Raw genomic sequence first — 19,626 nt, 5'->3', positions numbered from 1 at the left:
TACACATATACCTTTATAATTTTTTTAGCGATATTCCTGTATGATATACCAATTCTTCGATACTTTGTGCCCCTACTTTTTCTATAGCAGCACATAAAATTTTTGCACACGTCCTAGCGTCATCTAACGCTTGATGATGTTGAAATGAAATTCCCAACATATCTGCAAGCGTATCCAATTTATGATTTTTAAGATGTGGCCATACTCGCCGCGAAAGCTCTACGGTACACATATAGCGTAACGTTGGTTTTGGTAGTTGGTATGTTTTCAACAAACTGCGTAATACCCGCATATCAAATGCCGCATAATGTGCTACCACAATATATTTATCTAATTGCGGTGCTAATGTTGGCCATAAGGTATCAAATTTGTTTTCATGCATCACTTGTTGTGGTGTAATACCATGAATTTGTACATTCGGCGTCTCAAAAACCATAAAAGGCGGCTTAATTAACGTATATGTTTCTTGTACGCATATTGTTCCTTGCATTTGTACAATCGCAACGGAACAAGCACTATTAGCATACTTATTTGCAGTTTCAAAATCAATAGCTGTAAATTCTATCATTATATTTATTTTCTCCCACTATGTTATACTTTACATTATAGCATAAATGTTCTATAAGAAAGGTGTTACCATGAAAAACTATATCTCTGAAACAAAATATATTCCCTTCTTAAATCAAACAATTATCTTAGAAAGAAAACCCGTCAAAAATATCAATCTTCGCTTATATCGTGATGGGCATATCCATATATCAGCTTCACCGCACGTTCCATGGGAACAAATTTATGCATTCTTAAAAAAGCACGAAGATACTATAAAGAAAAACCTAATCCGTTTAAAAAATAATAATACTATTTCTATTGCCTTACAAGACGGCTGCATTTTACTACTAAACGGAAAGCCTCATATATTACATATTAAAGAAGGGAAACGAAGAAGCACCATTTATAAATGCCAAACAACGATCCACATGGAACTTGTGAACAATACACTACAACAACGGCTTGCCCTTTATCACTTATTATTACGCCAAGAAGGTAGCACATTGTTTACGCAAAGTGCTAACCGTATGTTTCCTTTATTTTACGACTATTCCCTTCCCTTTCCTAAATTAAAACAACGAATAATGCATGCACGTTGGGGATCTTGTATGCCCACCAAAGGGCTCATCACGCTAAGCACCTATTTAGCCATTATGCCTTCCCCTTTAGTAGATCAGGTCATGGTTCATGAACTATGCCATCTTATCCATCCTAATCATTCAAAACATTTTTATAATATCATGACAACAATCATGCCCGATTGGAAAGAAAGAAAAAAACAGTTAAACAATTATCTACCTTGGTGTATATAAAAAGCATCCCTTCTTATATAAGAAAGGATGCTTTTTCCTTACCTTATGGTAAAAAAAGAATTGGATTCAATGCTTTTCCTTGTAATCGAACTTCATAATGTACATGTGGTCCCGTACTTTTTCCCGTACTTCCAGAAAGAGCAATAATATCTCCTGTAGATACATGTTGCCCTGCCACAACCAATAATAAAGAATTATGTGCATACCGTGTAGTATATCCTTCACTATGGGTAATTTCCACTAAATTCCCATATCCTCCTACCCATGTAGCTAACGCCACTATACCGGTAGCAGTTGCATGTACCGGGGTCCCGATAGGGACACCAATATCCACACCTTCATGAAAAGACGATGCCCCAGCCATAGGCCTAATTCGTGGACCGAAAAAAGACGTAATTCTTCCTCGCACTGGCCAAATAGAAGGGATCTTTACTTTCGCATCAACAACATTATTCGCACTACCTGCACCTTGATTCTGATTTATCCCCTCTTTTATAAGGATAAATTTAATAATTTGGGCATTTACATACATATCTAACTTACCGGCAGCCAACGCCAGATCATCATAAGAAGAATGCCCAATACGTACTTCTTCCGTATGACTGCCGTTATTTTTTGGGAAGCTATCCTTTTCTTGTCTATCCATTTGCAATTCTTGTGCTATCTTCCCCATAATATTTACTTTTTGTTGTAAAATTTCTATTTTTTGAGTGACTAATTCCCGCTGTCGCTGTAATAAATCAACTTCATCTTGAGCCTGCTGTAAGGCCATAAATTGATATATAATCATTCCAATGGCTACTATAATGATGACTATTATAGCAACACCTATACGCACCCATCGACGAATTTGCACTGGTGTAAAGACAACATCTTGTTTACTACCATATAACCACAAACAAGTGAATGCACGAATTGATTCTCGCCATGGGATCTTTTTTATTTTCCCATCTTGCATGCTTAACCAATCCTTTCTTGCTAATATAGAATTTTTTCTACTCTTCATGCTGTAATGCCTGTGACAAACTGTCCTTTTCTTCATCACTCATACTATATGTACAAGTGCCATTAATAATAGGTTTAGCAAAAACTCTTGATTCATTTCGGCCATATATACTAGATAAACAAAAACCATCATTTTTTTATTTAAAAGTGTAATGGCAAAACTTAACTGATTTCCCATATTGTCAAAAGCATCATATTTTTTCAAGCCGATTTTACAAAAACAATGATTTTGTATCGATAATATGGCTTGTTGTTCATCCTGAATCTTTTGTACTATATCTTTTAATCCATATAAGTGACGTACTTCTTCCTGTAATTTATATTCTATACTCTGGCCAGATGCACCTTGCATAAAAAAATCATATTTTTTATGCAAGCGATTTAACCGTATATTCAATCTAATGATATATCCCAATAAAAACAACAAAATGATTCCTATAAATATAACAATAATCCCATATATAGGAAACCACATGCCTCCCAAAATCATTTTCTTCACCTGCTCTAGTAACTCTTTTATTCATTCATTATTTACACATGAAAAGATATTGTTTCTTTTCTATCATCCCGGTTGTCAAGATCTGTCAATAGGCCTAACAATCTTTCAAATTCCGCTTCTGATGCAAAAGATATTTCAATTTTTCCCTTTTGCTTATGTTGATCTAAACGAATAGCTACGGATGTTCCTAAATGAACTTTTAGCTGATCTTGTATCTCTTTTAAAAACGTGTCCTGTGGCATTTTTTTCCGTTTATCTTTGCCTAAATTAGCTTCTTTTACCAACCGCTCTGCCTGTCGAGCAGAAAGTTCCTGTGCCACAATGAGTGCCGCCAGCTTTTCTTGCTGAGCCCGATCTGATAAAGATAGCAATGGCCGTGCTTGCCCCATCGATAACTGACCTTGATCAATCATCGCTTGAATAGACTCAGGCAATTGCAATAACCGTATCATATTCGCTATATGCGAACGACTCTTACCCACTTTAGCAGCAACTTGTTCCTGCGTCAAGGAAAATTCTTCAATAAAACGCTGATATGCCATCCCCTCTTCAACCGCCGTTAAATCTTCACGCTGTATATTTTCTATCAAGGTTACTTCCGCGGCCAATTGCTCCTCATATGTCCGTACACAGGCAGGAATCCACTCCCAACCACATAACTTAGCGGCACGCAATCTTCTTTCTCCAGCCACCAAAACAAATCCTCCGTCTGGCTGTTTTTGTACAATAATAGGTTGTACAAGTCCATACGCTTTAAGCGATTCCGACAATTTTTGTAATCCTTCTAGCGGAAACGTACGTCTAGGTTGATGCGAGCTCACCTGAATATTCGCTATTTTGATTTGTTGAATAGTATCACCTTCACGGCTATCCTCTCGTTGAGGTAAAAACACACTTAGGCCTCGCCCCAATCCATGTTTTCCACTACCTGCTGTTTTTTTAGACGACACGGTGCATCACCTCTTTGGTCAATTTTTTATACACCTCCGCGCCTTTTGAATGCCCATCATATACAGTAATTGGTACGCCATGACTAGGTGCTTCTCCCAATCTAACATTACGTGGAATAATCGTTTTAAAAACGGTTCCCTTAAAATATTTTTTAACTTCTTCTGCCACTTGAATGGATAAATTTGTCCGACCATCATACATAGTCAATATCAAACCCAATTCCTTTAACGAATGATTAAATGTCGTACGCACCATATCGATCGTTTTCATAAGTTGAGCTAATCCTTCCAAAGCATAAAATTCACACTGCACTGGTATCAACACATAATCAGCTGCCGTTAGTGCATTAATCGTCAATAAGCCTAACGACGGTGGACAATCAATAATAATATATTCAAACGCTTTTTTCATGTCTTGTAAAAGTGGTTTAATTCGTTCTCTCAACACATATTCTCGTTGTTCTACATTAACTAATTCCACCGATGCCCCAGCAACATCCAACGTAGATGGTGCCACCTGTAATTTTTTTACCACTGATGGTTGTAAAATATCCTGTAAAGGTGTACTATCAATTAAACAGTCATATATGCTGGTATTTAATATTTCTTTATCAATTCCTAAACCACTTGTAGCATTTCCCTGTGGATCCAGATCTATTAATAGGGTTCTTTTTCCATTCTCTGCTAAACACGCACTAACATTAACAGCAGTTGTTGTTTTTCCTACGCCACCTTTTTGATTGGTCACGGCAATGACATATGCCACCCTATTCACCCCATTCCTAAAATCAAATCTATAGTATAGTATAGCATAGTATAGATGTAGTAACTAGAGGAATTCCATCCTTTATCAGGCAATATTCCCCTGCCTTTATACAATAGAAAATATATTAAATATATCGAAAGGTTGTGTCTATATGACGTTATATAATGATCCATTACCAACAATACCCATGCATAAATTAAAAGAATTTCTCGCTTCACGTGGTCAAAATCAATTTCACGAAAACCAACTTCAAGAAGCTTGTGACTCAATAAAAACGTTCGCAACTCCCCAAGGAACATTTAAACAAGTTTTTTACGATGCTGATTCTCATCATTTACTCGGTGACCATTCATTTGAAATGCAAAGCAAAAAACTACTATCGTTATTAGCTCATACAACGATGTTACTAGCTGGTGTAATCACCCTCGGAAATGCCCTACAAAATATGATTGATGAACGTTTTCTGGCCAAAGATTTTCAGCAAGGAATTGCTTTAGATGCGACAGCAACCTTCGCTTTACAATTATATCTAGAACAATTTGCCAAAACCATAGACGAAATGGTACACGATAAACATTTATCCATCGCTTGGTGTTTTATCCCCGGAAATGGCGATTGGCCCATGCGCCAACAATTAGACCTAGCATTAGCAGCAGGAGGCAAAGAACTCGGTATTTCTACCACCCCTGGTGGTTTATTACTTCCTCGCAAATCACTCGCCGTTCTCTTCTGTTTACGCTCTACCGAAAATTGTTCGACTAGCAGCTGTTCTCACTGTGCCTTATCAAATACTTGTAATAACTAAAAAAGGCTATCTTATTACGATAGCCTTTTTATTTTTTATTTTTACTTATTATTAAAAAATAGATTGTAAAATAATGGTTTGATCTCGATTGGGGCCAACAGAAACAATGCCTAAAGGTACCCCTACTAATTCGCTAATACGTTCTACATATGCACGTGCTTCTTTGGGCAATTCTTCGTAATTTCGACAATGAGAAATTGGCGTTTTCCAACCCGGTAATGTTTCATAAATAGGTTGTACTTTTTCCATAACAGCCAAACTTGCCGGATACTCTTCTATTTTTTCCCCTTCATAAGTATAACCAGTGCAAATTTTAATCGTATCCAACCCATCTAAAATATCTAACCGCGTAATCGCTAAATAATCTAAGCTATTTAACATCGCCGCATACTTTACAACAGCCGTATCCAACCAACCACACCGTCGCGGGCGACCTGTAACCGTACCAAATTCATGCCCCGTATTTCGTAAATATTCACCTGCTTCATTAATCTGTTCTGCTGGAAATGGTCCTGCGCCAACACGAGTAGTATACGCTTTTACTACCCCCACAATATTCTCCATCTTCCGCGGCCCTACACCTGCACCAACACAAGCACCACCCGAAGTAGGATTAGAACTCGTAACAAAAGGATACGTACCATGATCTAAATCCAACATCGTCGCTTGGGCACCTTCAAACAAAGCTTTTTTCCCTTGCGAAATATAATAATTTACAGAATAATCCGTATCTCTTACATATGGACGAATTTTTTCTGCATATTCTAAATATTCCTGTAGCATTTCTTCATATGAAAAACCATCGCATTCATAATACATTTTAAATAAGCGATTTTTTAATGTTACATTATATTTTAATTTTTCTCGGAACACCGCTTCATCAAGCATATCGCCAACACGAATACCTATCCGATTAACTTTGTCAGCATAGCATGGTCCAATCCCATTTTTAGTCGTACCAATTTTAGCCTCGCCTTTTAATTTTTCATCTTCCTCATCAATACGAATATGATATGGGAAAATAACATGTGCACGAGTAGAAATTTCTAATGAACTGATATGCACACCTCGTGCTTTTATACTATCAATTTCTGCTAATAGTACACTTGGATTTACGACAACACCACTACCAATAATACACGTTTTATCCGAAAATAGTATTCCCGAAGGTAAGAGTCGCAATGCAAATGATTGATCGTTTACAACGACCGTATGCCCTGCATTATTTCCACCTTGCGAACGAATAACCACATCCGCTTTTTGTGCTAAATAATCAACAATTTTGCCTTTTCCTTCGTCACCCCATTGGGTGCCAATTACCATTGCTGTAGCCATAGCTTTTACATCCCTTCATACATGCCAAATTAACAAGCACTTATATTATACACGAAAACCGTCAAAATGCCTAATCTCAAGCACAAAACTTTTCCTTTATATCAAAAATCGGTTTATTTTACTTATATAGAAATAGATTTTTTCCGTGCATTAGTCTATAATAATATGATAAAATTTTATTTTTACCCTATGCAAGGAGAGATTGTTCATGTTATTTGAGAATTGTCGTATTGGCGGTATTTCAGCTTCTTCCCATTTGGTACGTTCCGCAACATTTGAAGGACTTGCCGACGCTGAGGGGCATCCAACAGAAGAAATGTTTCACACCTATCAGCGCTTAGCTAATGGTGGGGTAGGCATCATCATTACGGGAATGATTGCAGCAAGCACGCTAGAACCACATCAACACTGTCAAATTTGTATCCATGATGATGAATGTATTTCCCCTTTATCCAAACTCGTAGCACGTGTTCATATGTATCACAGCAAAATAATTGCTCAACTCGTAGAAATTGGCGGAGCTATCATGTTACCCGAAGGAAAGGGAACCATTATTAGTCCGAGTGGAATACCCGAAAAAGTAGGAAAAACAATACAAGAATCCCACGCCCTCACCCAAGCGGAAATATATCAGTTAATCAAAGATATGGGCAAAGCAGCTCTACGTGCAAAAAAAGCTGGCTTTGATGGAATTCAAATTCATGCTGCTCACGGCTACTTAATTAGTAAATTTTTAACCCCTTTCTTTAATCGTCGTCAAGATGAATACGGCGGCTCCTTAGAAAACCGTTCGCGCTTTCTATTTGAAACAATACAAACGATCCGCAACGTAGTAGGAAAAGAATTTCCCCTTTGGGTAAAAATAAATTGTGCTGATTTTATGGAAGAAGGAGGACTTACCGAAGAAGAAGGATACGAAATTATGCTTCGCTTAGCCGATGTTGGGGTAAACGCCATTGAAGTGAGTGGCGGCAATATGTCTTCCCTCCCACGCAAAGGTCCCATCCGGGCTATCCGCCGCACAAAAGAACCTATGTACTTTAAACAATACGCACAAGCAATTGCCTCCGCTTTAAAAGATAAACCCATCGATATAGGTGTTGTCGGTGGCTATCGCAATATAGAGCAAATTCAAACCACTTTGCAACAAACTGATATTACCTTTATTTCTATGTCACGCCCCTTTTTAAGGCAGCCTGACTTACCCAATCTTTGGCGTAATGGTAACACAGAACCAGCGACTTGTATCTCTTGTTCTCGTTGTTACGGCACCAATGCCATTGCTTGCGTATTTAATAACTCCGACAAGAAATAATGTTAATTATCATTTTTCTTTTTATTCTTATCCTATAATAAAGGAGTACCTAACATGAGTATCCTGAGTTTTATTTTAATCATTAGTTTATGCCTGCTTATACTCTTGTTATATATCCCTTGTTCTTATTCATTATCTATTCATCTAGGCACGCCTTACTCATTTACGGTAAACATTACCTGGAGCGTTTCTCCGCTGATATATCACCGTACCTTACACTATACAATGATGTACGACAACACAAAAAAGGATTCCTCTCCACCACCATCTACCGCAACAATCAATGAAGATACTTTAGCGGATATATCCATTTCTGATACCTCCCAAAAAGCAACTATGCCCTCTTCATCAGACGACTATTTTCTACCTATTATGATACATTTAATGAATCTAGATATATTAGATAAATGTATCAGCTATATATTTACATTACTATATATTTCTCGTATTAGACAGTGTATCATAACAGGTATAATAGGACTAGGTGATCCTTATAAAACAGGAATATTAGCGGGAATTATTTATACTTACGGTAAAGAACATGTAAAAAAACTTGCCTTTGATTTTTTATCCCCCTGCTGTGATTGTACAATTACCGCACAAGGATATATATACCCGGCTCATTTTATTTGGCACACAAGCCAATTATTACTATATACCCCTATTCGCAAACAGCTATATAAACTTATACAGAATAAGAAAGGATGAACCTCATGGAAAAAACTGAATTAACACTAGATACGCTTTTTGAAAAATTTCAAGAAATGATTCGTGTAGAAACGGTGGTAGGAGAAGCTGTACATATTGGAGACGCTATTTTAGTTCCTTTTGTAGACATATCTTTTGGTTTCGGAGCGAATAATTTGACTGGAAAAAAAGAAACAGGACGCTCCAATTCTGGTGGTGGCGGTGGTGCAAAAATGGAACCTGCCGCAATATTAGTAATAAAGGGTGACCGCGTAGAAATGTTTTCTATCAAAAAAGACGGTCATCAAACCTCCGCTTTTGAGAAATTAATCGCCATGGCTCCTGAAATTATTGAGAAATTAAAAAAAGATAAATACATATACATTAATGACGATGATATCGATCAAGAAGGAAAAGATGACTCCAAATAACCTATTTTGTAAATAATTACCACTATGGTTGTTTTTTTATAAATCATTTGCTATAATACATACAAGTATGTTAATACTCGCAAATATGCGATTAGGAGGATGTATCATGAATGTAAAAAAACAATTGGTTTCATTAGCTGTATTAGGTACTATTACAGTAAGTGCAGCAACTTCTGCATTTGCTGCTGGAATTGGTAGTGTAGATTTTGATACCTTAGTAACTTCCCATAAAAATTACCAAAAAGCAGTAGTACAAATGCAAAGTGCTGTAAAACAAGCCAATACAGAATTCACTAATCAATCAGCTACATTAAAAACAGATGATCAACGTCGTGCATTAGCACAACAATTAAATCAACGTTTAAATGCTTTACAAAATCAAATTTTTGGACCAATTCAACAAGATATTGCTAATAAAGTAAACATAGTTCGCAAAGAAAAAGGCTTAGATGCTATTGTCTTCAAAGGTTCTGTTATTGCTGCAGATGCAGCACCTGTAGATGAAACACAAGCCGTATTAGAAAAATTAAAATAAAAAAAACGATAACACTTGTTGTTATCGTTTTTTTTGCCCATTGACGCATACATTATAGGGGTATATCATACAATATATACCCCTGTAATGTATGCGTCATAAATATAACAAGGAGAACTATAATGACAAATTCAAATCTACTACTAACAGAAAAAGAACAAAAGATAATTTCACGTTTAAATAGAATTGAAGGACAAGTAAGAGGTGTAAAAAACATGATAGAAAACAAACGCTCTTGTCATGATACACTTACACAAATAAAAGCTATCCAAGCAGCCTTACATTCATGTACCACCGAATTATTATTCTATCATACGTCAACACTACTACCAGATATACAAACAGGTTCTATCGAAGCCTTAGAACGACTACTTATATTAATACAGAAAAATATAAAATAAGAAAAGGAGAACGTCCTTATGAAAAACGAAAAATATAACATTACCGGCATGAGTTGTTCTGCCTGTTCTGCCCGTATTGAAAAAACACTACAAAAACTTCCGGGCATAAGCACCATTACCGTCAATTTACTTACCAATTCCATGCAAGTAAGTTATGATGAAACCATCCTATCGTCCACTGAGATTATCCAAGCAGTAATAAAAGTTGGTTATGGTGCCTCCCTACCTAATACTACAAAAACGGAAAAAAACACATTAGATACATCCGCTGAAACAACTACAATGAAACACAATCTTATAGGCTCCGTCCTCTTTTTACTCCCTTTGATGTATATTGCCATGCATACTATGTGGTATCATCTCTTTGGTATACCTGTACCATCTATCATAGAACAACTTTTTGATGGCTCCCAAAATGCCTTAACCTATGCTTATACCCAATTTTTATTGCTAATTCCAATTATGTTATATAATAAAAATTATTATCGAAACGGTTTAAGAAACTTATGGCACGCCTCCCCCAATATGGATAGTCTCGTTGCCCTCGGTTCATTAGCATCAACCATATTTGGTATATTCGCTATTTATCGTATTGGTATAGGCTTAGGAACAGGCAATCTACCATTAGTGCAAACATACAGTACAAATTTATACTTTGAATCGGCCGGGATGATTGTTACCTTAGTATCTATCGGAAAATATTTAGAAACGTTAGCAAAAAATAAAACTGGCACGGCTATAAAAAGATTAATGGATTTATCGCCACAACAAGCTACTATATTACGGCAAAACAAAGCAATAACTATCGCAATCGACAAATTGCAGGTAGGCGATCTCTTGCAAATAAAACCAGGTGAACGAATTCCCGCAGATGGAATTATTCAACAAGGAATCACAACAATAGACGAATCAGCACTAACAGGAGAAAGTATGCCTGTCGAAAAGCAAGTAGGAGATACGGTCACATCAGCTACGTTAAACAAAACCGGCACTATCCATGTAACAGCTCAACGAGTCGGTACTGATACCACATTACAACAAATTATTCAATTAATGGATGCAGCAACTACCAGTAAAGCGCCTATTGCCAAAATAGCCGATACCATCGCCTTTTATTTTGTTCCTATCGTCATCGGTATCGCCCTTATAGCTACCGCTGCTTGGTATTTTATAATGGATGCGACCATAGAATTTTCTTTTTCAATAGGCATTTCCATTCTTGTCATTTCTTGCCCTTGTGCCTTAGGCTTAGCCACACCTGTTGCGATTATGGTAGGTATGGGCAAAGGAGCAGAGTCGGGAATACTAATAAAATCAGGGGAAGCTTTAGAAATTGCCCATCACGTTGATACTATCGTATTAGATAAAACAGGAACTATCACAACCGGTACTCCAACTATAACAGATATTCTCCCTTACTCACTAGACCAAAACCGACTATTATCCTTGGCCGTAGGAATGGAAATAGGCAGTGAACATCCTTTAGGCGAAGCCATCAGATCTTATGGCAAACACCATAAGATCACACCTACAACTGTAGATACGATGAAAGCGATTTTTGGTAAGGGAATAGAAGCCACCATTCAAGACAGAATATATTACGCTGGCAATACAACATTACTACAAGAAAAACACCTTGATTTAACATCTATATTACCAAAAATACATCAATTATCGGACGAAGGAAAAACGCCTTTGATCTTTGCCTCAGCCACACAAATACTCGGTATCATTGCAGTTGCTGATCCCCCTAAGCAAACTAGTGAATCGGCTATCAATGCATTAAAAAAGCTTGGATTATCAATAATTATGCTTACAGGTGATAATCAACGAACAGCAAATGCACTAAAAAAACAATTAAAAATTCCCCGTGTCATAGCCGAAGTACTCCCGCAAGATAAAGAAACGCACATTGCTAACTTACAATCGGAAGGACATGTAGTAGCAATGATAGGAGATGGAATTAATGACGCCCCAGCACTAGCTAGAGCCGATCTCGGAATAGCCCTTAGTGCCGGCACAGATATTGCCATGGACAGTGCCGATGCCATCTTGATAAAAAATGACTTAAATGATGCCGTCAACGTTATTCGTTTAAGCAAATGCGTTTTACGCAATATAAAGGAAAATTTATTTTGGGCATTTATTTATAACATCATTGGGATTCCTTTAGCTGCTGGCCTATTATATCCATTATGTGGAATAAAATTAAATCCAATGATTGCCGCTGCTGCTATGAGTTGCAGTAGTATTTGTGTCGTATTGAATGCCTTGCGCCTTCGCCATTTTAATACAGAGCATAAATTATAAACTCCTTATCTAGTGTCATCTTCTTGATTCATCTATCACGATGCCACCTTGTTTCACGTGAAACAAGGTGGTATTTTATATAGCCTTCCTCAAAAAAAGAAGACTAATGTTTCACGTGAAACATTAGTCTTCTTAACATATATTCTTTAATTATTCTATATGCCCATGGGACTCTACATAACTATCCTCCCGAATAGTATTATCCTTATTTAATAACAACACTGTTGGTTTATGCTGTTTCGCTTCGGTTTCATCCATCCATGCATACCCCATAATGATAACAACATCATTTACTTGAACACAACGTGCCGCCGCACCATTTAAACAAATAACTCCAGAATTTCGTTTTCCTGGAATAACATACGTTTCTAACCGAGCACCATTATTATTATTAGTAATCTGTACCCGTTCATTAGGCAAAATATGTGCTGCTTCCATTAAGGCTTCATCGATAGTAATACTTCCCACATATTGTAAATTAGCTTCTGTAACCGTAGCACAATGAATTTTCGACTTTAACATATGCAAATACATCTTTTATTCCCCCAATATAATATTATCGATCAATCTAGTTTTACCAATATACACAGCAATAGCAATAATAATTTTTCCCGTATAAGAAGAAAATTCTTCCAACTCAGGAAACGTATATACTTGAACATAATCAACAACAGCCATTTTTTCTTGTGCCAATGTTTCTGTTACTACTTTTATCAAACATTCTCTATTCCGTTCCCCAGCTAAATATGCTGTTTTAGCTTTTTGTAAACTTTGAGAAAGAATCAGTGCTTGCTTTTTTTCTATACTCGATAAATAGGTATTGCGAGAACTATAAGCTAAACCACTAGGTTCACGTACAATAGGTACCATATGAATCTGAATTGGCAAATTTAAATCAGCCACAACACGCGATAATACAACCACTTGTTGTGCATCTTTTTGTCCAAAAAAAGCATGTTCAGCTGCGGTAATATTCATCAGCTTTGTCACCACAGTTGCAACCCCACGAAAATGGCCGGGTCTCTTTGCACCGCACAATTTATTTGTGAACTCGTTTTCTACTTCAATATATGTATGGTATCCTTTAGGATACATTTCCTTGACCGATGGACAAAACAAAGCGTCCACTCCAACTTGTTCCAAGGCTGATGCGTCACGCTCAATTTGACGCGGATAAGCATCATAATCTTCATTAGGCCCAAATTGTATAGGATTAACAAATACTGATGCAATAACCACATCACAATTTTTTTTCGCTTCTTTCATTAAAGTCAAATGTCCCTCATGTAAACATCCCATCGTTGGAACTAAGCCAATCGACTTTCCTAATGCCCGTTGTTTTCTACTATATTCGTGCATCTCTTGAACCGTACTAAATAATTGCATAATACACCCCTTTATGATATTTTGGCAAAAGAAAAACCTTTTTAGCCCAAGCCAAAAAGGTCAACGACACCAGGTTCCTCAAATAAGACTCCCCTACCGTGGATAACTTCCTGTCTCAGTCCTTATGATCCAAGCAGTAAAACATATCTATATAAAATTCATTGCCGTATCATAGCATATCTTTTTTAAAGTATAACTCACTTATGTGATGCTATCTTTTGCCTTATTTGTATAATAGCATATTTACTACCACCATATCAATAGTGATTTACTTCACGTAGCATCTCTTTTGCTCTCATCGCTAATACTAAAAATATACTATCACTGTCTAAGTACTGCGGTCATAAGATTACTTGCCGTCAAAAAAAGAGGTCATCCCCATTTTCTTGATGACCTCTTTGGGTTCTATGCCTCCATGTTATGTTTCCCTATTATTGGTACAATTGACGTAATTCTTTTAACTTATTCTGAACCTGACTAGCTGCCTCATTAATAGGTACAACATATTTTTCACCAGTTCGCCGAATTTTAATTTCTATATTTCCCTGTTGTACCGCATCTTTACCTACTATTACTTGTATAGGATAACCTATAAGATCGGCATCCTTAAACTTAACACCAGCTCTTTCATTGCGATCATCTAACACAAATTCATCGTTATCTACCATTAATTGTACATAAAGATTTTGAGCAATCGTTACCATCGATTCATCTTTCATATTTAAAGGTAATATTACTCCTTCATAAGGTGCAATAGCAACTGGCCAAATAATTCCATTTTCATCATGATACTGTTCAATAGATGCTGCCAATGTACGCGTTACCCCAATGCCATAACACCCCATCACAAATGGTTTGGCCTTGCCGGTTTTATCTAAAAAAGTAGCTTGTAACGCTTCGGAATATTTTGTTCCTAACTGAAATACTTGTCCTACTTCAATGCCATGAGCCCGTTGAATGGGTGCATTACAAAGCGGACATTGATCCTGTTCCGTCATAAAACGAATCGTTTCAACGCGAACGTCCGTAAAATCTCGTTGCGGAGTGACATAACGATAGTGATAGCCTTCTTCATTTGCTCCAGCCACCCCATTATATATTTGCATTACGGTAGGATCTACCAATATGACAAAAGACTCATCTGTTTTATTAGCTCCAATAGGACTCATATATCCTGGTACTAATCCATGTTGCTTAAGTAATTCGGCACTTGCTGTCGTAACATCATTGCCCCCCACAATACGCTGTACCGCCACATCATTTACATCATGATCACCCCGGACCATACACAAAGCCAATACTCCGTCTATATCAAAGGCGACAGCTTTAATTGTTTTTTCAATAGGAACAGCTGCAACCTTAACTAACTCTTCAATCGTTGAGCAATGCGGCGTCGCAAATTTACTAAGTTCTACCATTGGTTCTACGTCCATAGTTAAAGTCTTTGGTTCAGCCTGTTCAATATCGGCAGCATACTCACAGTGCGTACAAGACACCACTTCTGCTTCCCCTGATTGAGCTAATGCCATAAATTCATGGCTATATTTTCCGCCGATTTGTCCAGAATCAGCCAAAACAATACTATATTGCAATCCGCAACGAGTAAAAATACGGCTATACGCATTATACATATCTTGATAAGTAAGTGCTAATCCTTCTTCATCCATATCAAAAGAATAAGCATCCTTCATCACAAATTCACGACTTCTCATCAAGCCAAACCGCGGCCGAATTTCATCCCGATATTTATTTTGAATTTGATATAAGTTAATAGGCAATTGTTTATATGACCGTAATTCATTACGTACCAATGTCGTAATCAATTCTTCATGTGTCGGTGCTAAACAATGTTCTTTTCCGTGGCGATCCACTAATTTAAACATTTCTTTACCATATACATCCCAGCGACCAGATTCTTGCCAAATTTCTGCGGGTTGGACAATCGGCATCATAATTTCCTGCGCTCCCGTTTTATTCATTTCCTCACGTATAATTTGTTCTATTTTTAAAATAGAACGCCGTGCAAGAGGTAAAAAAGAATAAAAACCCGATGCATTTTTACGAATCATACCAGCCTTTAACATATATTTATGACTAACTATATCCGCTTCTACCGGATCATTTCGTAATGTAGGACAATATAATTTTGATGCTAACATACAAAAACCTCCTTGAATATCGGGATTACCAATAATAAACACATAGAAAACTGCGGTCTTGTCCACCAACACCGCAGTTAATATAATCTCTTGTCATTTTATAACGACAACCTATAATACGTCAATTACTACCCAAGAAAATATTTTAACTATGGTTTTATATCTCTCCCCCATGTTTTACCGCTTCTACCGTATGCTCTACAAACAATTTACGAATCGCTGCATTTTCTCCTAAGCCATGCATATATGTATGAACCGTAAATCCTGCTGCTTTTAATAAGTGTAAATGCGACCCTTCATTCTCACTAGCCATATCATTATGTGCATGATCGCCCGCCACCAACATCATCGGTATTAAAACTATATCGGTAATTTTCAGTTTTACTAATTTCGGGATAATATCTTGCAACTCCGGCCATCCTTCTATGGAATAAATAAATACAGGTCGAGTTGTTAATTCATCTAATTTCGCCTGTATCACCGCATAATAGGCATTAGCAGGGTGATTCGTACCATGTGCCATAAGTAAAATGGCTGTTTTATCCGAATACGATAAAAATTGACTTTCCAATGCTTCAATAAATAATTTTACGTCATCACGACATGCTGACTGTCCCATCCAATATAACAGCGGAGTACTTAAAGTAATCTGTGTAAACGCCTGCTTATATGCTTCTAATAAAGCCATTTTATAAGTATATTCAATACCTGGAATAATATCTAACGACACCATCACCACTCGCGTATAACCTTCCGCTTGTAACTGGTCTAACGCTTCTTCAGGAGAAAGAATATCAATTCCTTTTTGTCTTAACCGCTTAACAATAATTCGTGAAGAAAACGCAAGTACCACTTTTGTATCAGCATATCGATGCTGAATATCTTGCACAATAGAATCAATCGTTACTTTTTTAGTATGTTCATAGGTCGTTCCAAAACTTAACACCAATATAGCATCCTTAGTTGGGTAAATTGCTTTGCCATATGTTTTTACTCCTAATCGAGTTTCTTTTATGATATTCATACTACTCCTTCTGCGAAAATAAATCGTATATAACTATACATGTATCCCTACCTTACAATGGATTCTTTGCTGCTACCTTAGGCTTACGAGGATATTTTTTTGGTGCTGATGCTATTTTGCGAATATAAATAATAGCACGCTTATCAGCAAACTGTCCCAATTGCACAGGGCGCACTTCCTCAATCATTCCACCTAAAATCTCAATCGCCTTTTGTGCTTCTTTGATTTCTACTTCATATTGAGCACCTTTAAGTGCTATCATATAGCCACCCTTTTTTACATAAGGTAAACACCATTCTGCCAATATAGGCAACCGTGCCACAGCCCGACTGGTAACTATATCAAACGCTTCACGATACCCTTCCTGATGGGCCATATCTTCTGCTCGTCCATGCAAATACGTTAATTGCTGTTCACTCAACCGCTGAATGACCGATTCGATAAAATACAGCCTTTTTTGCAAAGAATCAAAAAAAGTAATCTCCAAATCAGGATTATATATAAACAAAGGCACCCCAGGAAACCCCGCGCCACTACCAAGATCTAACACTTTTTTGTGACCTAAAAAATACCGTTCATCATAACAAGATAAACTATCTGCAATATGCTTCCATGCCACATCCGTAGACGATGTCAAAGCAGTTAAATTCATCACTTTATTCGTTTCTACCAACGCCTCAAAAAACAATGTATATTGTGTGATTTGTTTCTCCGTAAGTGAAATGCCTATAGCTTGCATCGCTTTCTTAAGCTCATTTTGAAACATATTCTTTTCTCTCCCGTTGATGTTGTTCCAAATAAATTAATAAAGCCGTAATATCTGCCGGCGATACTCCAGAAATTCGTGCAGCCTGTCCTAATGAACGAGGACGAATTTGAGCTAACTTTTGTCTACCTTCAACCGATACCGTATCAATGCTTTCATACTTCACATCCGTTGGCATTAATTTTTGTTCTAATTTATTTAATTTTTTAACCTGTTCTTGCTGTCGTTCTATATATCCCTCATACTTCACCATGATTTCAATTTCTTCCATTACTTCCACAGATACAGTAGGTAAAGAAAAAATAGATTGCAACGACGCATACGTAACATCTGTGCGGCGCAATAAATCATAAGCCGTTGTTCCCGTTTTAATTGGAGCGGTACCTATTTGAACTAATTTAGCTTGACTATCTGCAGTCGGTGTAATAACCGTTTCTTTTAACACGTTAATCCCCATTTCTAAAGCCTGCTTTTTCTTTTTAAATAAGGTATAACGTTCTTCCGTAACTAATCCTAAATCATATCCTTTTTGCGTTAACCGTAAATCCGCATTGTCTTGTCGTAATAACAGACGATATTCTGCCCGACTCGTCATCATTCGATAGGGTTCTTGCGTCCCCTTAGTAACCAAATCATCAATTAAAACCCCAATATACGCTTCTGCACGTGTTAAAACAAATGGTTCCCTTCCTTGTACATATAAAGCCGCATTAATTCCTGCCATCAATCCCTGTGCCGCCGCTTCTTCATATCCACTCGTACCATTTGCTTGGCCCGCTGAATACAATCCTTTTTTTCCTAAAACGGCTAACGTTGAATCTAATTGCAACGGATCCAAACAATCATATTCAATTGCATAAGCAGGCCGCATGATTTTAACGTCTTCTAATCCTGGAATTGTCTTTAAAAAAGCATATTGTACATCTACAGGCAAACTAGTACTCATGCCTTGAATATACATTTCGTTTGTTAAAGCTCCTTCAGGCTCAATAAACAATTGATGCCTTTTTTTATCAGCAAATCGCTGTATTTTAGATTCAATCGACGGACAATATCTCGGTCCAATTCCCGTTACAGCACCATTGCAAGTCGGTGCCCGATGCAAATTTTCACGTATAATCCGATGTGTTTCTTCATTTGTAAAAGTAAGCCAACAGTGATCCGAATTTCGATTTTTCCGCATAGATAAAAACGAAAAAGCATGTCCATCGAGATCCCCTTCTTGTATATCCATTTCTTTCGTCCGCAATGTTCTTCTATCTACACGTGCAGGAGTTCCCGTTTTAAATCGCATTAATCGAATCCCCATTTTACGTAAAGAAGTAGACAATTGGTCGGCCGATCGTTGCCCCATAGGACCACTAGCATATGAACAATCCCCAATTAAAATTTTTCCTTTTAAATAGGTCCCCGTTGCTAAAATAACACAACAAGCTTTATATATTTCCCCTAATTCGGTAACCACGCCAGTAATACGATTATTTTCATATAATAGCTCCGTTATCATAAGCTGTTTTACATCTAAATGATCTTGATCTTCTAATCTTTTGGTCATCATCATTTGATATAACTTTTTATCTGATTGTGCACGTAACGAATATACAGCTGGTCCTTTACCTGTATTCAACATACGCATTTGTATACAAGTTTTATCCGTATTAATTGCCATTTCTCCACCAAGTGCATCAATTTCACGCACTAAATGACTTTTTCCTGGCCCCCCAACAGCAGGATTACAAGGCATTAACGCAATATTATCCAAATTTAACGTGGCAATTAATGTTCGTGCTCCTAACCGAGCAGACGCTAATGCCGCTTCACACCCCGCATGCCCTGCACCTATAACAATTACATCATATGAATCGACTACAAACATAGTTTGTAAGCCTCC

General features: G+C 37.1%; 19 protein-coding genes and 1 pseudogene. 8 read left to right on the top strand and 12 right to left on the bottom strand.

Annotation, left to right across the window (positions count from 1 at the left end):
* Positions 1-13 precede the first annotated feature (13 nt).
* Positions 14-568: a 3'-5' exonuclease gene (locus HMPREF1040_RS06840; protein WP_007393173.1), complete on the bottom strand. Its 555-nt coding sequence runs from the start codon at positions 566-568 to the stop codon at positions 14-16.
* Between the two features lie 70 nt (positions 569-638).
* Between HMPREF1040_RS06840 and HMPREF1040_RS06835 the strand changes: the two genes are divergently transcribed.
* Positions 639-1,361: a M48 family metallopeptidase gene (locus HMPREF1040_RS06835; RefSeq protein ID WP_007393138.1), complete on the top strand. Its 723-nt coding sequence runs from the start codon at positions 639-641 to the stop codon at positions 1,359-1,361.
* Positions 1,362-1,404: 43 nt separating this feature from the next.
* Here the strand turns inward: HMPREF1040_RS06835 and HMPREF1040_RS06830 are convergent, their stop codons facing one another.
* The 4 genes and pseudogenes from HMPREF1040_RS06830 to HMPREF1040_RS06815 all read right to left on the bottom strand — a co-directional run bounded on the left by HMPREF1040_RS06830 (position 1,405) and on the right by HMPREF1040_RS06815 (position 4,581).
* Positions 1,405-2,367 (bottom strand): M23 family metallopeptidase, encoded by a 963-nt coding sequence (locus HMPREF1040_RS06830; protein ID WP_141557807.1) that lies wholly within the window; start codon positions 2,365-2,367, stop codon positions 1,405-1,407.
* A pseudogene (locus tag HMPREF1040_RS06825) lies at positions 2,357-2,841 on the bottom strand (DUF4446 family protein). The gene HMPREF1040_RS06830 and the pseudogene HMPREF1040_RS06825 overlap by 11 nt, the downstream one beginning before the upstream one ends.
* Positions 2,842-2,897: 56 nt before the next feature.
* Positions 2,898-3,815, bottom strand: coding sequence for a ParB/RepB/Spo0J family partition protein (locus HMPREF1040_RS06820; RefSeq protein WP_007393160.1), 918 nt, complete (start codon positions 3,813-3,815; stop codon positions 2,898-2,900).
* A complete protein-coding gene (locus HMPREF1040_RS06815) occupies positions 3,805-4,581 on the bottom strand; it encodes a ParA family protein (RefSeq protein ID WP_007393164.1) in 777 nt (258 codons plus the stop codon). The genes HMPREF1040_RS06820 and HMPREF1040_RS06815 overlap by 11 nt, the downstream gene beginning before the upstream one ends.
* Before the next feature lie 151 nt (positions 4,582-4,732).
* On the opposite strand from HMPREF1040_RS06815, the gene HMPREF1040_RS06810 reads away from it, so the two are divergent.
* Positions 4,733-5,386, top strand: coding sequence for a hypothetical protein (locus HMPREF1040_RS06810; RefSeq protein WP_007393167.1), 654 nt, complete (start codon positions 4,733-4,735; stop codon positions 5,384-5,386).
* A gap of 51 nt (positions 5,387-5,437) precedes the next feature.
* On the opposite strand, the gene HMPREF1040_RS06805 is transcribed toward HMPREF1040_RS06810, so the two are convergent.
* Positions 5,438-6,721: an adenylosuccinate synthase gene (locus HMPREF1040_RS06805; RefSeq protein ID WP_007393145.1), complete on the bottom strand. Its 1,284-nt coding sequence runs from the start codon at positions 6,719-6,721 to the stop codon at positions 5,438-5,440.
* A 208-nt stretch (positions 6,722-6,929) separates the two neighbouring features.
* Between HMPREF1040_RS06805 and HMPREF1040_RS06800 the strand changes: the two genes are divergently transcribed.
* The 6 genes from HMPREF1040_RS06800 to HMPREF1040_RS06775 all read left to right on the top strand — a co-directional run bounded on the left by HMPREF1040_RS06800 (position 6,930) and on the right by HMPREF1040_RS06775 (position 12,400).
* Positions 6,930-8,036 (top strand): NADH:flavin oxidoreductase, encoded by a 1,107-nt coding sequence (locus tag HMPREF1040_RS06800; protein WP_007393245.1) that lies wholly within the window; start codon positions 6,930-6,932, stop codon positions 8,034-8,036.
* A gap of 54 nt (positions 8,037-8,090) precedes the next feature.
* Complete coding sequence (locus HMPREF1040_RS08060; RefSeq protein ID WP_007393197.1) at positions 8,091-8,744, top strand: hypothetical protein; 654 nt, start codon at positions 8,091-8,093, stop codon at positions 8,742-8,744.
* Between the two features lie 5 nt (positions 8,745-8,749).
* The gene (locus HMPREF1040_RS06790) at positions 8,750-9,154 is read left to right on the top strand and encodes a GerW family sporulation protein (RefSeq protein ID WP_007393206.1); all 405 of its coding nucleotides are present in this window, start codon (positions 8,750-8,752) and stop codon (positions 9,152-9,154) included.
* Positions 9,155-9,221: 67 nt separating this feature from the next.
* Positions 9,222-9,689: an OmpH family outer membrane protein gene (locus HMPREF1040_RS06785; RefSeq protein ID WP_255261339.1), complete on the top strand. Its 468-nt coding sequence runs from the start codon at positions 9,222-9,224 to the stop codon at positions 9,687-9,689.
* A gap of 122 nt (positions 9,690-9,811) precedes the next feature.
* The gene (locus HMPREF1040_RS06780; RefSeq protein ID WP_050791370.1) at positions 9,812-10,090 is read left to right on the top strand and encodes a metal-sensing transcriptional repressor; all 279 of its coding nucleotides are present in this window, start codon (positions 9,812-9,814) and stop codon (positions 10,088-10,090) included.
* 18 nt (positions 10,091-10,108) lie between these two features.
* Positions 10,109-12,400, top strand: coding sequence for a cation-translocating P-type ATPase (locus tag HMPREF1040_RS06775; RefSeq protein ID WP_007393205.1), 2,292 nt, complete (start codon positions 10,109-10,111; stop codon positions 12,398-12,400).
* 150 nt (positions 12,401-12,550) lie between these two features.
* Here the strand turns inward: HMPREF1040_RS06775 and panD are convergent, their stop codons facing one another.
* The 6 genes from panD to mnmG form a co-directional block, all read right to left on the bottom strand.
* Entirely contained in the window at positions 12,551-12,934 is a 384-nt protein-coding gene (gene panD / locus HMPREF1040_RS06770) for an aspartate 1-decarboxylase (RefSeq protein WP_007393184.1), read from the bottom strand.
* 3 nt (positions 12,935-12,937) lie between these two features.
* Positions 12,938-13,786: a pantoate--beta-alanine ligase gene (gene panC / locus HMPREF1040_RS06765; RefSeq protein WP_007393242.1), complete on the bottom strand. Its 849-nt coding sequence runs from the start codon at positions 13,784-13,786 to the stop codon at positions 12,938-12,940.
* Between the two features lie 431 nt (positions 13,787-14,217).
* Positions 14,218-15,945, bottom strand: coding sequence for a proline--tRNA ligase (locus tag HMPREF1040_RS06760; protein ID WP_007393192.1), 1,728 nt, complete (start codon positions 15,943-15,945; stop codon positions 14,218-14,220).
* Positions 15,946-16,102: 157 nt separating this feature from the next.
* Entirely contained in the window at positions 16,103-16,969 is an 867-nt protein-coding gene (locus tag HMPREF1040_RS06755; protein WP_007393248.1) for a sirohydrochlorin cobaltochelatase, read from the bottom strand.
* Between the two features lie 52 nt (positions 16,970-17,021).
* Positions 17,022-17,735, bottom strand: coding sequence for a 16S rRNA (guanine(527)-N(7))-methyltransferase RsmG (gene rsmG, locus HMPREF1040_RS06750; protein WP_007393189.1), 714 nt, complete (start codon positions 17,733-17,735; stop codon positions 17,022-17,024).
* Positions 17,722-19,611 (bottom strand): tRNA uridine-5-carboxymethylaminomethyl(34) synthesis enzyme MnmG, encoded by a 1,890-nt coding sequence (gene mnmG, locus HMPREF1040_RS06745; protein WP_007393208.1) that lies wholly within the window; start codon positions 19,609-19,611, stop codon positions 17,722-17,724. The genes rsmG and mnmG overlap by 14 nt, the downstream gene beginning before the upstream one ends.
* Between the last annotated feature and the right edge of the window lie 15 nt (positions 19,612-19,626).

This window comes from Megasphaera sp. UPII 135-E, from assembly GCF_000221545.1.
Lineage (GTDB): Bacteria > Bacillota > Negativicutes > Veillonellales > Megasphaeraceae > Megasphaera > Megasphaera hutchinsoni.
This window is presented reverse-complemented; position numbering and strand designations above follow the sequence as displayed.

Excerpts from the sequence above, each read along its gene's own strand:
- HMPREF1040_RS06840 (WP_007393173.1), bottom strand. The coding sequence starts at position 568 with ATGATAGAATTTACAGCTATTGATTTTGAAACTGCAAATAAGTATGCT.
- HMPREF1040_RS06835 (WP_007393138.1), top strand. The coding sequence starts at position 639 with ATGAAAAACTATATCTCTGAAACAAAATATATTCCCTTCTTAAATCAA.
- HMPREF1040_RS06830 (WP_141557807.1), bottom strand. The coding sequence starts at position 2,367 with ATGAAGAGTAGAAAAAATTCTATATTAGCAAGAAAGGATTGGTTAAGC.
- HMPREF1040_RS06810 (WP_007393167.1), top strand. The coding sequence starts at position 4,733 with ATGACGTTATATAATGATCCATTACCAACAATACCCATGCATAAATTA.
- HMPREF1040_RS06805 (WP_007393145.1), bottom strand. The coding sequence starts at position 6,721 with ATGGCTACAGCAATGGTAATTGGCACCCAATGGGGTGACGAAGGAAAA.
- HMPREF1040_RS06800 (WP_007393245.1), top strand. The coding sequence starts at position 6,930 with ATGTTATTTGAGAATTGTCGTATTGGCGGTATTTCAGCTTCTTCCCAT.
- HMPREF1040_RS08060 (WP_007393197.1), top strand. The coding sequence starts at position 8,091 with ATGAGTATCCTGAGTTTTATTTTAATCATTAGTTTATGCCTGCTTATA.
- HMPREF1040_RS06790 (WP_007393206.1), top strand. The coding sequence starts at position 8,750 with ATGGAAAAAACTGAATTAACACTAGATACGCTTTTTGAAAAATTTCAA.
- HMPREF1040_RS06785 (WP_255261339.1), top strand. The coding sequence starts at position 9,222 with ATGTTAATACTCGCAAATATGCGATTAGGAGGATGTATCATGAATGTA.
- HMPREF1040_RS06780 (WP_050791370.1), top strand. The coding sequence starts at position 9,812 with ATGACAAATTCAAATCTACTACTAACAGAAAAAGAACAAAAGATAATT.
- HMPREF1040_RS06775 (WP_007393205.1), top strand. The coding sequence starts at position 10,109 with ATGAAAAACGAAAAATATAACATTACCGGCATGAGTTGTTCTGCCTGT.
- panD (WP_007393184.1), bottom strand. The coding sequence starts at position 12,934 with ATGTATTTGCATATGTTAAAGTCGAAAATTCATTGTGCTACGGTTACA.
- panC (WP_007393242.1), bottom strand. The coding sequence starts at position 13,786 with ATGCAATTATTTAGTACGGTTCAAGAGATGCACGAATATAGTAGAAAA.
- HMPREF1040_RS06760 (WP_007393192.1), bottom strand. The coding sequence starts at position 15,945 with ATGTTAGCATCAAAATTATATTGTCCTACATTACGAAATGATCCGGTA.
- HMPREF1040_RS06755 (WP_007393248.1), bottom strand. The coding sequence starts at position 16,969 with ATGAATATCATAAAAGAAACTCGATTAGGAGTAAAAACATATGGCAAA.
- rsmG (WP_007393189.1), bottom strand. The coding sequence starts at position 17,735 with ATGTTTCAAAATGAGCTTAAGAAAGCGATGCAAGCTATAGGCATTTCA.
- mnmG (WP_007393208.1), bottom strand. The coding sequence starts at position 19,611 with ATGTTTGTAGTCGATTCATATGATGTAATTGTTATAGGTGCAGGGCAT.